Raw genomic sequence first — 13,723 nt, forward strand, 5'->3', positions numbered from 1 at the left:
GCCACGCGCCTCCAGGCCGTCAGCGCGTCGCGTCCACCCCGCGGTGGGGCGCGTTGCGCGCGAACAGGCCGGGCAGCAGCCCGCCGATCTTCGTGCCGATGCAGAGGCTGACGAACGTCGCCAGGGGTGTCGCGAGGGCCTCCGGGTCGAACGTCGCCACCGCGACCAGCCCGACCGTCCCGGGGACGAGCAGCAGGAACGCCGGGAAGAACGACACCGTCGCCGGGATCGCCGGCACGAGGCGCTCGAGCAGACGCGTCGCCACGAACAGCAGAGCGGCCGTCGCACCGGTCGCCACCACACTGCCCCAGAGCGGTGTCGTGCCGCTCACCAGCGCGTAGGCGGTGACCATGACGGCGACGGACACCAGCGTCAGGCGCCAGCCGGACCGGAAGACCAGGCCGAGGCCGACCGCCAAGCCGACGACGGCGACCCACGACACCCAGTAGGACGGGACCGCCTCCCAGCCGCCACGATCGTTGCCGATGCCGGCGACCTCGCCGACGAGGGCCGCCGAGGACGGGTCGACGTGCAGCCCGGTCAGCGCGCTGCCAGCCGCGATCCCGGCGGCCATGAACCCGAGCATGATGAGCCCCTGCACGAGCCGCGAGGCGCCGGTGACGATGTCCGCGGCGGTGAGTTCGAGCAGGGCGTTCGTGATGAGCGCTCCCGGCACGAACACCGCCACCGGGGCGCACACCGCGAAGAGCGGGACGTGGTCGAACCCGGTGCCCGCGGCGACGAGTCCGACGACGGCCGTCGACATGAACGCGGCGAGGAACGGGATGATCGCGACGGCCTCGCGGAAGCGGCGGAGCACCAGGCCGATCACCCCGACGAGCGCACCGACCCCGAGCGCGACGAGGATCGCCCACCACGGGCAGCGGAACACGACCGCGAGCCCCGCGGAGGTCAGGGCGTTGCCGAGGATCCACGGCAGCGCGGGCGGTGGGACGGTGCCGGCGCGGATGGCACGGACGCGTGCGGGGATCTCGGCGAGGGCGATCGACCCGCTCTCGAGCCCGAGCACGAGTCGGTTCGCCCGGGCGGCCTGCCGCGAGGACAGCTCGACGCCCTCGGCGTTGACGATCGTGGCGGCGCCGGTCGAGGTCTCGCTCACCATCACGAGCGCGGGGAGCACCCCGACGGCGAGCGTGGGACCGACCCCGGCGGCGTCGCGGGCCTTCTCGAGCGCCGAACGCACGTCGGTGACGGAGCTGCCGGCGTCGAGCAGCAGAGCGCCGAGCGTGCCGAGGAGCATGCCGACCGGGACGGTCTCGCCGTCGACGACCTCGACGTGGGCCTCGGGTCGGTTGAGGGCGTTCCGCAGGTTCGCGAGCGCGCTTCCGAGACTGGCCACGGACGTCGATGCTACTGGTCCGTGCGCCTGCCGCGGGTCGCGCGCCTGCCGCGGGCCGCGCGCCTGCCGCGGGTTTCGCGCTCAGCGACAGTTCTCGCCCCGCATGCCGCGTGAAGTGTCGCTCAGCCCGAACCTCGGCGGGCCGCAGCCGAGTCTCGGCGCTACCCGCGAACGCGTCCCCGCCGCCGAACTCGTACCCCCGGTGGGACTCGAACCCACAACTCAGCGATTTTAAGTCGCGTGCCTCTACCGATTGGGCCACGGGGGCGGGCCGCAACAGCCTACCGACGCAACGAGGCGGCCACCCCGTGGGGGTGACCGCCTCGGTCGAGCGTGTCGCTACTTGGCGTCGGCCTCGGCCTTCACCGGCTCGGCCTCGTTGGAGACGTCCTTCGCCGGCTCGCCGTACGCCGGACCGGCAGCACCGGCGGGCTTGCCCTCTTCCGGAGCGGTCGTCGGCTTCGTGGCCTCGACCGGAGCGGGCGCCTCGGCAGCCGGCTTCGGACGCGACGCGAACGCCTCGAACGCGGCGCGCGGGGTCTCACGGTCGTCGAGCGATGCGATGTCGCGGCCGAGGAAGAAGCCCCCGACCCAGTCGCCGACGACGCGCCACTTGCGCTCCCACGACGGCATCGCCATGCCGTGGTAGCCGCGGTGGGCGCCCCACGCGAGGAAGCCCTTCATCGCGAACTTGCCCGACTGGAACACACCGATGCCGATACCGAGGCCCGCGACGGCGCCGAGGTTCTCGTGCTTGTAGTCGACCGTGGCCTCGCCGCGGATGGTCGCGACGACGTTCTTCGCGAGCTGCTTCGCCTGACGCACCGCGTGCTGGGCGTTCGGCACGCAGAAGCCGCCGACGCCGCCGCCCGTGAGGTCCGGCACGGCCGCGACGTCGCCGCAGGCCCATGCGTCCGCGATCACGCCGTTGTCGTCGACGACGCGGAGGTCGGGCTGCACGCGGATGCGACCACGCTGCTCGAGCGGGAGGTCGGTGCCCTTGACCATCGGGTTCGCCATGACGCCGGCGGTCCAGATGATGAGGTCGGACTCGATCTTCTCGATCGCGCCGTCGTTGGTCTTGAGCTCGCAGACGCCGCCCACGGCCGAGGCCAGCTGCGTCTCGAGGTGCACCGTGGCACCGCGCTGGGCGAGGTTCTTGAGCACCCAGTGCGAGGTCTCGAGCGAGACCTCGGGCATGATGCGCCCCATCGCCTCGACGAGGTGGAAGTGGGTGTCGTCGAAGGACAGCTGCGGGTAGCTCTTCAGCAGGTCGGTGACGAAGGAGCGGAGCTCGGCGAACACCTCGATGCCGGCGAAGCCACCGCCGACCACGACGACGGTGAGCAGACGGTCGCGCTGGGGACCGGCCGGCAGGTTCGCCGCCTTGTGGAAGTTCGTGAGGATCTTGTCGCGGATCGCCGCGGCTTCCTCGATGGTCTTGAGGCCGATGGCCTCGTCCGCGACGCCCGGGATCGGGAAGGTGCGCGAGACCGCGCCCGCGGTCATGACGATCTGGTCGTAGGACTCCTCCCACGCCTCACCCTCGGCCGGGGTGATCGTCGCCGTCTTGGCGGCGTGGTCGACCTTCGTGACCTTCGCCGTGACGACGCGCGTCTTCTTGAGGTGACGACGGTGCGCGACGATCGCGTGGCGCGGCTCGATGGAACCGGCTGCGACCTCGGGGAGGAACGGCTGGTACGTCATGTACGGCAGCGGGTCCACCATCACGACCTCTGCTTCGCCCTGGCGAAGGTGCTTCTCGAGCTTCCAGGCGGTGTAGAAGCCGGCGTAACCGCCGCCGACGACGAGGATCTTGGGCACGGGGGATGATCTCCTTGGATGGGGGTTGGCCGGGAGTCGAGTCAGACTTCGCCGCCACCCGCCCCGACTCCAGCGTCTGCACCGCCATCATACGCCCGGCACTCACACCGGGAGGGCGACCAGCTCGCGCGCTCGAGCGCGAGGTCGCCGATGGGGTTGACGCCGGTTCCGGCGGCGAGGGCGTGACCGACGAGGGCGTGCAGGCACTTCACGCGGGTGGGCATCCCACCGGCGCTGATCCCGACGATCTCGTCGACGTGCTCGATCGACTCGCGATCGGCCAGGTAGGACTCGTGCGCCGCGCGGTACTGCGCGGCGACGTCGGGGTCCTCGAGGAGGGCTGCCAGTTCCGGCATGACCTGGTTTGCCTCGAGGGTGCTGACCGCAGCGGTGGCCGCGGGGTGGCACAGGTAGTAGAACGTCGGGAACGGGGTGCCGTTCGACAGTCGGGGCTTCGTGGACACGACCGTGGGGTTGCCACAGACGCAGCGAGCCGCGATCCCGATGACGTCGCGAGCCGGTCGGCCGAGCTGCGCCGAGACGACCTGGACGTCGCGTTCGGAGGGCGGGTCGAAGGGAGGGGTCGTCACGGGGACGAGAGCCTACCGGAGTCCCGCGGCGCGGCCTACTTCGTGTCGCCGGTGCCCATCGGGTCCCCCGTGCCGGACACGTCCGGGGCGACGAGCTGCTGCGTGGTCTGGTCGGTCAGACCGGAGGTGAGCACGGACGACAGCATCGCCTGCACCCAGTCGACCTTCGGCGTCTGCACCGTCGAGCTGACGGGCGTGCCGGAGTCGGTCGTGGGCTGGTCGTCGCCCTTCGAGGTCTCGGCGCCCATCACGAGGTAGCTCTCCTCGCCCGGGTACACGTAGAGCAACCGGTCCCGCGCCTGCGCTTCGATGTAGGCGGGGTCGTCCCAGCGCGCGACGTCCTTCTTCTTCTGTGTGACGTCGGCCTTCTGGCTGGCGACCTCGCGCTGCTGCTGTGCGATCTGCTCCTGCTGCTGGATGAGCGTGCGGAGGGACGGTGCGAGGACGACGACGAACAGCACGATGATCGCGAGCATGAGCAGGCTGAACCCGGAGAACCGGATCGACCGGAACCAGGGCTGCTCGGCGGTGCCGTTCTCCGGCATGGCCACGGGGACGCGGCGGACGCGGGGCTTCTGACTGGGCACGGTCCGACGATAACCCGGCCGCGGTGGTCGGAGCGGTCGGCACGCGGCGGTTCGGTGCCCTCCCAGCGTGCGGACCGGGCCTGGAGGCGCGGCTCGCCTCCGCCCCGCCGGCCCCGCCCGACGGTCGGTCGCGCAGACGGCACGACGCCGCCCTCCGGCAGGAGGACGGCGTCGTGTGGTCCGTGCTGACAGCGAAGCCGAGCGGCTTACAGCGAAGCCGAGCGCGGGAAGGCCGAGCGACCGGCGTACACCGCGGCGTCACCGAGCTCTTCCTCGATGCGGAGGAGCTGGTTGTACTTCGCGACGCGGTCCGAACGGGCCGGCGCGCCGGTCTTGATCTGACCACCGTCGACCGCGACCGCGATGTCCGCGATCGTGGTGTCCTCGGTCTCGCCCGAGCGGTGCGACAGGATCGAGGTGAGGCCGTGACGGTGCGCGAGCGACACCGCGTCGAGGGTCTCGGTCAGGGTGCCGATCTGGTTGACCTTCACGAGGATCGAGTTGGCGGCCTTCTCGTCGATGCCCCGCTGCAGACGCTTCGGGTTCGTGACGAACAGGTCGTCGCCGACGATCTGCACCTTGTCGCCGAGCTCGGCGGTCAGGTGGGTCCAGCCGGCCCAGTCGTCCTCGGCCAGCGGATCCTCGATGGTCGCGAGCGGGTAGTCGCGGACGAGGTCGGCGAAGTAGGCGGTGAACTCCTCGCCGGAGAGCTGCTTGCCCTCGAAGGAGTACTTGCCGTCGTGGAAGAACTCGGTGGAGGCCACGTCGAGGCCCAGCGCGATGTCCTTGCCCGGCGTGAAGCCGGCCTTCTCGATCGCCGCGAGCAGGAAGTCGAGCGCGGCGCGGTTCGACGCGAGCTCCGGCGCGAAGCCGCCCTCGTCGCCGAGGCCGGTCGCGAGACCCTGCTTCTTCAGCTCGCCCTTGAGGGCGTGGTACGTCTCGACGCCCCAGCGGAGTGCCTCGGAGAAGGACTCGGCGCCGTAGGGCACCAGGAAGAACTCCTGGATGTCGACGTTGGTGTCGGCGTGCGCCCCACCGTTGACGACGTTCATCAGCGGCACCGGCAGGGTGTGCGCGTTCGGGCCACCGAGGTAGCGGAACAGCGGCAGGTCGGCCGAGTCGGCGGCGGCACGGGCCACGGCGAGCGAGGCGCCGAGGATCGAGTTCGCACCGAGGCGCGACTTGTTCTCGGTCCCGTCGAGCTCGATGAGCGCGGCGTCGACGAGGCGCTGGTCGGTGGCGTCGAAGCCCTCGAGCGCCGGGCCGATCTCGTCGAGGACGGCGTCGACGGCCTTCAGGACGCCCTTGCCGCCGTAGCGGGCCTTGTCTCCGTCACGGAGTTCGTACGCCTCGAACGCACCGGTGGAGGCACCGGAGGGGACGAGCGCGCGGGACACGACGCCGTCGTCGAGGAGGACCTCGACCTCGACCGTCGGGTTGCCTCGGGAATCGAGGACTTCGCGTGCTCCTACGGCATCGATCACGGCCACGGGGTACTCCCTACACGTTCGGTTGTGGTGATTGCGGGATCGATCCTACCGACGCCGGGTGAACACGAGTCCCCGATGACGCCCGCTGTGGAGAACCCGGGCGAACACGGCGGTCGGATCAGGCGAGCGGGCGGAGCTCCACGCCGTCGAGCGACTCGGTGTCCGCGGTGACGGTGGCGAAGGCGTCGAACCCCTGCGCGACGAGCCCGGCGAGCAGGTTCTTCGTGTTCTTCGTACGGCGTTCCAGGCGGACGCGACGGTGCCGGTCGAGCGCCTCGGACTTGAGCGCCGCGAGCCGGACCGGGTCGACGTCCTTGTCGTACACGAGCACGACGGCGTCCGACTCGGCCGACTCGGGCAGCGTGACGAGGTCGACCAGCCGCTCGAAGCCGAGCGAGAACCCGACCGCCGGCACGTCCTGCCCGAGGAACCGTCCGATCATGCCGTCGTAGCGGCCGCCACCGCCGAGGCTGTAGCCGAAGTCCGGGTGTGCGACCTCGAAGATCGTGCCGGTGTAGTAGCCCATGCCGCGCACGAGCGTCGGGTCGAAGCGCAGGTCGACGCCCGGGAGCGCCGCGCGGAGCCGGAGCAGGTCGTCGAACGCCGCGGCGTCGAGCCACTCCGCTCCGGCGACGGACTCCCAGTCGGCGGACCCGAGCGCGCGGATCGTGTCCTCGAGCCCCGGCAGGTCGACGCCCACCGTGTCGTGGAGCTCGGCGGCCACGCCGTCCGGCCCGATCTTGTCCAGCTTGTCGATCGTGATGAGGGCCCGGTCGGCCGCGGCGGGCTCGGTGATCCCCCACGAGGCGAGCAGGGCGAGCAGGATCCGCCGGTCGTTGATCCGGATGGTCGTGCCGGCGATGCCGAGCGCGTCGAGCGCGGCCGTGGTCGCACGGATGAGCTCGATCTCGGCGAGCTGCCCGGGCTCCCCCAGGATGTCGATGTCGCACTGGACGAACTGGCGGTAGCGCCCCTTCTGCGGACGCTCGGCGCGCCAGACCGGGGCGATCTGCACCGACCGGAACACCGAGGGGAGCTCGGCGCGGTGCGAGGCGTAGAACCGGGCGAGCGGCACGGTCAGGTCGAACCGGAGCCCGAGGTCGGCGAGGTCCAGCGGGGCCTCGGCGCGCTGCAGGTCCTCAGTGGAGAGGCCGCGCTTCATGACGGCGAACGCGAGCTTCTCGTTGTCACCGCCGAGCCCGGAGTGGAGCCGCGCGGCGTCCTCGACGACCGGGGTCTCGATCTCGTCGAACCCGTGCCGCGCGTACACCCCACGGATCACGCCGAGCACGTGCTCCCGCCGGGCCTTGTCCGCGGGGAGGAAGTCGCGCATGCCACGGGGTGCCGTCACGGTCGTTGCCATGCCGCAATTCTGGCAGACGGGCGCTTCCGGGTTGCGCACTCGTCGACCGGCTGATATGTTGGATCCAGAACCTCGGTCCGACACGTGCCTGATCCACGAGTCGGATCGATCGCGTGGGCACCGTGCTGCAGTGTGCCCCGCGGTTCGAGCGGGCCTCCCTGCCGACACCGCATCCCTGGTGATGTCGGCTGCCCGCTCGCGGGCGTCCTCCTTTTTTCGGGTTGGGAGGACGCCCGCACTCTCGCAGCGCCGCCCCGGCCTGGCCCGCACTCTCGCAGCGCCGCCCCGGCCCGGCCCGCACTCTCGCAGCGCCGCCCCGGCCCGCGCGGACCCGCCCCGTTGGGATCACTCGCCGACGCGACCGGCCGCCTCCAGGTCCGCGACCGCGGCCCGGAGGCTCGCGACCGGGTCGATGCCCGCGCTCCGCGCCCCCGCGACCGAGGCGAGCACCGCCGCTCCCCACGAGCGGTCGACCGCACCCGGCGTCACCGCCACATCGGCGGCACCGGCGGAAGGTGCACCGGACGCACCGGACGCACCGGACGCACCGGATGCACCGGACGCACCCGTCACGACGGCCGCGACGACCGCGTCGGCGTCCCCACGTTCCTCCAGGCGTTCCAGCAGCTTCACCGCGCGTTCGAGCGGCGGCATCGCCCGCGGCACCCCGTCGAACAGACTGCGTCGGCCGGACTTCTCGGCCGCCTTCGCCGCGCGCCAGACCCGGACGACGTCCTCGACGGTGTCCGCGTGCTCGTCCCCGAAGACGTGCGGGTGGCGCCGGACCATCTTGTCGCGGGCGTCGGCGGCGACGTCCTCGAGGTCGAACGACTCGGCGAGTCCGGCGTGCAACACCACCTGGTAGAGCACGTCCCCGAGCTCTTCACGGAGTTCGTCGTCGTCACCGGAGTCGATCGCGTCGACGAGCTCGTACGACTCCTCGACGGCGTACCGCGCCAACGATGCGTGGGTCTGCGCGCGGTTCCAGACGCAGCCCCCGGCGGGGTCGAGCAGGCGGTCGACGACGGCGACGAGGTCCGAGACGGCGGTCATGCCGTCATCGTGCCACGCTCCGCTGCCTGGACGACCGTCGCCCGTGACCGGTATGCTGTACGTGGCGTGTCGGGAAGTCTGGTCGACGGACCATCACCCGAACCCACTTCCCGGAGCCCCATGTCGGCACTCGTCCGTTCCCCTCGCTTCAGCGCCATCGCCCTCCTCACCGCGGCCGTCCTCGGCCTGCTGGTGGCGAACTCGCCGCTCGGCCTCGGTCTCGAAGACCTCCTCGACGTGCACGCCCCGTGGGGTGCCGTGGGGCTCGACCTCTCGGTGTCGCACTGGATCAGCGACGGCCTGCTCGCGGTGTTCTTCCTGCTCGTCGCGATCGAGCTGAAGCACGAGCTCGTCGCCGGTGAGCTGTCGAACCCGAAGACGGCGATCATCCCGGCGATCGCTGCGGTCGGCGGCGTCGTCGTGCCGGCGGGCATCTACCTCGCAGCGACCACCGGCACGCCGTACGGGCACGGCTGGCCGATCCCGACCGCGACCGACATCGCCTTCGCGCTCGGCGTCCTCGCGATGTTCGGCCGCGGCCTGCCGTCGACGCTCCGGGTGTTCCTGCTGGCCCTGGCCGTGCTCGACGACCTCATCGCGATCATCATCATCGCCGTGGTGTTCGCGCACGACACCGACTTCCTCGCGCTCGGCGGTGCCGTCGTCGTGCTCGCGCTGTTCTGGCTGCTCGGCAAGGCCCTCCGCCCGGGGCGCCCGGGACAGGCGTGGGTCGTCGCCGGCATGGTCGTGCTCGGCGTCGTCACGTGGTGGCTCGTCTACCACTCCGGCGTGCACGCGACGATCGCCGGTGTGGCGCTCGGGCTCGTGCTGCCCCGCCGGCCCGGGCACACCCTGCACGAGAACGTCGAGCCGTGGTCGAACGCGATCGTGCTCCCCGTGTTCGCGTTCGCGTCGGCTGCGGTCGTCGTCCCCGCGGTCGGGATCGGCGAGCTCTCCCCCACGTTCTGGGCGGTGGTGCTCGCGCTGCCGGTCGGCAAGGTCATCGGGATCACGCTGTTCGGCGCGGTCGCGACCCGGATCTTCCGGGCGCCGGGGCGGTCGACACTGTCGTTCTGGTCGATCGTCACCGTGGGGGTGCTCGGCGGCATCGGGTTCACGGTCTCGCTGCTCATGAACGAGCTCGCCTTCGCCCGGAACGAGGAGATCCTCGACGAGGGAGTCCTCGCCGTGCTGGTCGGCTCCGGGATCGCGATCGTGGCGTCCGCCGTCGTCGTGAGCCTGCGGGCGCGGCGGTACCGCGCGCGGCGGGAGCTCTCCGAGGCCGAGGCGACGGAGTAGCGCCGCGCGGGCCGCACCGCGCGGGTCGGGTCGGGTGGCGCGGGTCGGGTGGCGCGGGCCGGGCGGCGCAGCAGCGCGCCGATCCCGAACGACAAGGCCGACGTCGTACGACAACGGATTCGTCGTTCCTTGCGGACGCAACCGTTGCGCACGCGTGATGGCGACATCGTCGCTGTCGTACGACAGCGACGATGTCGCGACAGGTCCGCAGAGTAGTGCCGTCACGCGCAGTGGCGCGGCCGCTCACGGACGGGAGGCGCGGTGCAGACTCGCACCGTGCCTCCAGTCCGAGGGCAGACGCGTCCAGGGCACGCGCACCCACGGCCCGCACGTCGACGACCGAACGCGCCAGCGCGCGTCGCAGGCACGCCCCGGCCGCGTGCGCCCGCGCACCTCCAGAGCACGGCGCCGGTCCGGCACCGCGCCGCACGCTCGCTCGCTACGCGGCGGACGTCTCCGCGGTCGCCTTCGACGCCCCGTACACGGCCGTCAGGATGCTCTCCACCCACTGGATGAGCGCGTCGTCCGGCAGGGTCTCACCGTGCGGCTTCGGCAGCGGGATGCTCGCGGCGTCCTGCTGCGGGAACCAGCGGGCACCCGGGTACATGCGCTTCAGCCGGACCTGGGCGGAGTCGGCGAGCTCCTTGCCCGCGACGCGGAGGTTCGACCCCATCACGACGACGTCGGACAGCCCGACCTGCTGGGCCATCCGGCGGAGGCGCGAGACCTCGACGAGGGTGAGCACCGGCTGCGGTGGCTGGCCGTACCGGTCGGTGAGCTCGTCGAGCACCATGTCGATCCCCTCGGCCTGCGCCGCGGGGGCGGAGGCAGCGGAGAGCTTCTGGTACGCCTCGAGCCGGAGCCGTTCGGACTCGACGTAGTCCTCGGGGATGTGCGCGTCGACGGGGATCTCGAGCCGGAGCTCGGTCTGCCCCTCGGCGACGTCCCCGCGGAACTGCGAGACGGCCTCGCCGATCATGCGGAGGTACAGGTCGAACCCGACGCCCGCGATGTGCCCGGACTGTTCGCCACCGAGCAGGTTGCCGGCGCCGCGGAGCTCGAGGTCCTTCATGGCGACCTGCATGCCCGCGCCGAGCTCGTTGTTCGCGGCGATGGTCTCGAGGCGGTCCTGCGCTGTCTCGGACAGCGGCTTGTCGGCGTCGTAGAGGAAGTAGGCGTAGCCGCGCTCCCGGCCACGACCGACGCGCCCGCGCAGCTGGTGGAGCTGCGACAGTCCGTACTTGTCGGCCTTGTCGATGATGAGCGTGTTCGCGTTCGCGATGTCCAGGCCGGTCTCGATGATGGTCGTCGAGACGAGGACGTCGAAGCGGCGCTCCCAGAAGTCGACCATGACCTGCTCGAGGGTGCTCTCGGACATCTGCCCGTGCGCCACGGCGATCCGGGCGTCGGGCACGATCTCCGCGAGGTGCGCGGCCACACCCTGGATGTCCTTCACGCGGTTGTGCACGTAGAACACCTGGCCCTCGCGCAGCAGCTCGCGCCGGATCGCGGCGGCGACCTGCAGGTCGGACTGCGGCCCGACGAACGTGAGGATCGGGTGACGGTCCTCCGGCGGGGTGGCGAGCGTCGACATCTCGCGGATGCCGGTGACCGCCATCTCGAGGGACCGCGGGATCGGGGTGGCGGACATCGCGAGCACGTCGACGTTCGTCTTCAGCTTCTTCAGCTGGTCCTTGTGTTCGACGCCGAAGCGCTGCTCCTCGTCGATGATGACGAGGCCGACGTCCTTGAACTGGATGCCCTGCGACAGGATGCGGTGCGTCCCGATGACGATGTCGACGGTGCCGTCGGCGAGGCCCGCGATGGTCTCCTTCGACTCCTTCTCGCTCTGGAACCGGCTCAGGGCGCGGAGGTGCACGGGGAAGCCGGCGAAGCGCTCCTGGAAGGTCTCCATGTGCTGCCGGACGAGCAGGGTCGTCGGGACGAGCACGGCGACCTGCTTGCCGTCCTGCACCGCCTTGAACGCGGCGCGGATCGCGACCTCGGTCTTGCCGTAGCCGACGTCGCCCGAGAGCAGGCGGTCCATCGGTATCGGGCTCTCCATGTCGCGCTTGATCTCGTCGATCGTGGTGAGCTGGTCGGCGGTCTCGGCGAACGGGAAGGCCTCTTCCAGCTCGCGCTGCCACGGGGTGTCCGGGCCGAACGCGTACCCCTTCGACGCCATCCGGGCCGAGTAGAGCTTCACGAGGTCGACGGCGATGTCACGGACGGCCTTGCGCGCCTTCGACTTCGCCGCAGACCAGTCCGAACCGCCCATCTTCGACAGGGTCGGGTTCTCGCCGCCGACGTAGCGGGAGAGCTGGTCGAGCTGGTCGGTGGGGACGAAGAGCTTGTCGCCGGGGTAGTTCCGCTTCGACGGTGCGTACTCGAGCACGAGGTACTCGCGCTGCGTCTTCACCGCGTTGCGGCCGCCGCTCGACACTTCGCGGCTGACGAGCTCGACGAACTTCGCGATGCCGTGGGTGGCGTGCACGACGACGTCGCCCGGCTTGAGCTGCAGCGGGTCGACGACGTTCTTCCGTCGGCTCGCGAGCTTCTTGACGGTGCGGGCACCCTGCTGGACGCTGCGACCGTAGAACTCGGCTTCGCTCACGACCGCGATGCGCGGGTCCGGGATGGCGAAGCCCGCCTCGACGGTGGCGGTCGTGACGATGGCGACCCCGGGCTCGGGAGGCGCGGTGAGGCTCTCGGCACGCGCTGCGACCCCGGCGTCGGCGAGCACCTGCACCGCCCGCTCGACGAGCCCCTGGCCCTGGGCGGTCACCACGACGGCCCATCCGTCGTCGGTGAGTTCCTTCACGTGCGCGATCGCCCCGTCGGCGCTGCCGGCGAAGCTCGGGACCGCCTCGGCCCGGACGCGGATGTACTCCCCCGCCTCGGCCGCGGCCTCGGCGTCGGTGAGGACGCGTTCGGTGTCGCCCTCGTCGAGCCCGGAGTCGAACGGCGAGACGGTCCACCAGGTGCGCTGCCCACGGCCGTTCTTGAGCTGCTGCACGCTGAGGAAGTTGCCGGAGTCGAGGTCGATCGGCGCTTGTGCCCCGGCGACGGCGGCGCTCCACGCGGCCTGCAGGAACTCGGTGTTCGTCTCGGCCAGGCTGTGCGCGCGGCCACTCACCCGCTCGGGCGAGAGCACCGCGACGACGGCGTCCGCGGGGAGGTAGTCCGTCACCGGCACGAGGTCCTGCACGAGGGCGGGTGCGAGGGACTCCATGCCCTCGACCGGGATCCCCTCGGCGATCTTCGCGAGCATCTGGGACAGGTTCGGGAACTCGTGCAGCATCTCGCGTGCCCGCTGTCGGACGTCGTCGCTGAGGAGCAGTTCGCGCGAGGCGGTGAGCTCGACCGAGCCGAGGTCGTCGTCCGTCGTGCGCTGGTCGGCGACGGAGAAGGCCTTGATCGCCTCGATCTCGTCGCCGAAGAAGTCGACGCGGACCGGGTGGTCGGCGGTCGGCGGGAAGACGTCGAGGATGCCACCGCGCACCGCGAACTCACCGCGGCGGCTGACCAGGTCGACGCGGGCGTACGCCATGTCGACGAGCTGGCCGGCGATGGTGCCGAGGTCGTTCCCCCGCGAGTCGGTCCGCAGCACGATGGGGGCGAGCGAGGTGAGGTTGCTCGCGATCGGCTGCAGGGCCGCGCGGACACTCGCCACGACGACGGTGGTGCGGCGGTCGGCGGCCGGGGTCTCCTGCCACACCGCGAGCTTCCGGAGCGTCGCGATGCGCGTGCCCACGGTCTGCGCGCTCGGGCTGAGGCGCTCGTGCGGCAGGGTCTCCCACGCCGGGAACTCGAGGACCTCGGCGTCGGGCAGGTACGAGCCGACGGAGCCGCGGACGGCTTCGGCTTCGCGCCCGGTGGCCGTGATCACGAAGAGGCACTGCGGCCCGTTCCGCTCGGCCAGGAGCGCGCCGAGCAGCGGCACGCGAAGGCCGTCGACCACCGAGAAGTCGGCGTCACGGGGTGCGGCGCGGAGGACACGATCGAACGCGGAGGCGCGCGAGAGCGCTGGGATGATGCCCGAGATCGTCACTCAGGACATGGTACCGGCGACCTCCGACAGCGCCCGCACCGTGCGCGACCAGCGAACGCGCGGACCGCCCCGCGGGCCCGGACCGCTCGTCGGGCTGGCCGGACCC

The 13,723-nt window shown here is 71.5% G+C and carries 9 protein-coding genes and 1 tRNA gene; 1 reads left to right on the plus strand and 9 read right to left on the minus strand.

Going from position 1 to position 13,723, the window contains the following annotated elements; all coding sequences use genetic code 11:
* Positions 1 to 19: 19 nt before the first annotated feature.
* The 8 genes from EDF64_RS01605 to EDF64_RS01640 form a co-directional block, all read right to left on the minus strand.
* Positions 20 to 1,360 carry a threonine/serine exporter family protein gene (locus EDF64_RS01605; RefSeq protein ID WP_133518345.1) on the minus strand — a complete coding sequence of 447 codons (1,341 nt, stop codon included), beginning with the start codon at positions 1,358 to 1,360 and terminating at the stop codon, positions 20 to 22.
* Between the two features lie 194 nt (positions 1,361 to 1,554).
* A tRNA-Leu gene (locus tag EDF64_RS01610) sits at positions 1,555 to 1,628 on the minus strand.
* 71 nt (positions 1,629 to 1,699) lie between these two features.
* Positions 1,700 to 3,184 carry an NAD(P)/FAD-dependent oxidoreductase gene (locus EDF64_RS01615; protein ID WP_133518346.1) on the minus strand — a complete coding sequence of 495 codons (1,485 nt, stop codon included), beginning with the start codon at positions 3,182 to 3,184 and terminating at the stop codon, positions 1,700 to 1,702.
* Between the two features lie 41 nt (positions 3,185 to 3,225).
* Positions 3,226 to 3,774, minus strand: a complete 549-nt coding sequence (locus tag EDF64_RS01620; RefSeq protein ID WP_133518347.1) for a DUF501 domain-containing protein — start codon at positions 3,772 to 3,774, stop codon at positions 3,226 to 3,228.
* A gap of 35 nt (positions 3,775 to 3,809) precedes the next feature.
* Positions 3,810 to 4,361, minus strand: coding sequence for an FtsB family cell division protein (locus EDF64_RS01625; protein ID WP_133518348.1), 552 nt, complete (start codon positions 4,359 to 4,361; stop codon positions 3,810 to 3,812).
* 206 nt (positions 4,362 to 4,567) lie between these two features.
* Complete coding sequence (gene eno / locus EDF64_RS01630; protein WP_133518349.1) at positions 4,568 to 5,851, minus strand: phosphopyruvate hydratase; 1,284 nt, start codon at positions 5,849 to 5,851, stop codon at positions 4,568 to 4,570.
* A 118-nt stretch (positions 5,852 to 5,969) separates the two neighbouring features.
* Positions 5,970 to 7,214 carry a histidine--tRNA ligase gene (gene hisS, locus EDF64_RS01635; protein ID WP_133518350.1) on the minus strand — a complete coding sequence of 415 codons (1,245 nt, stop codon included), beginning with the start codon at positions 7,212 to 7,214 and terminating at the stop codon, positions 5,970 to 5,972.
* A gap of 345 nt (positions 7,215 to 7,559) precedes the next feature.
* Positions 7,560 to 8,267: a MazG family protein gene (locus EDF64_RS01640; RefSeq protein ID WP_133518351.1), complete on the minus strand. Its 708-nt coding sequence runs from the start codon at positions 8,265 to 8,267 to the stop codon at positions 7,560 to 7,562.
* Positions 8,268 to 8,387: 120 nt separating this feature from the next.
* Between EDF64_RS01640 and nhaA the strand changes: the two genes are divergently transcribed.
* A complete protein-coding gene (nhaA, locus tag EDF64_RS01645) occupies positions 8,388 to 9,566 on the plus strand; it encodes a Na+/H+ antiporter NhaA (protein ID WP_133518352.1) in 1,179 nt (392 codons plus the stop codon).
* Between the two features lie 439 nt (positions 9,567 to 10,005).
* Here the strand turns inward: nhaA and mfd are convergent, their stop codons facing one another.
* Complete coding sequence (mfd, locus tag EDF64_RS01650) at positions 10,006 to 13,617, minus strand: transcription-repair coupling factor (RefSeq protein WP_133518353.1); 3,612 nt, start codon at positions 13,615 to 13,617, stop codon at positions 10,006 to 10,008.
* Positions 13,618 to 13,723: the final 106 nt, after the last annotated feature.

It is taken from the genome of Curtobacterium flaccumfaciens, from assembly GCF_004361695.1.
GTDB lineage: Bacteria > Actinomycetota > Actinomycetes > Actinomycetales > Microbacteriaceae > Curtobacterium > Curtobacterium flaccumfaciens_B.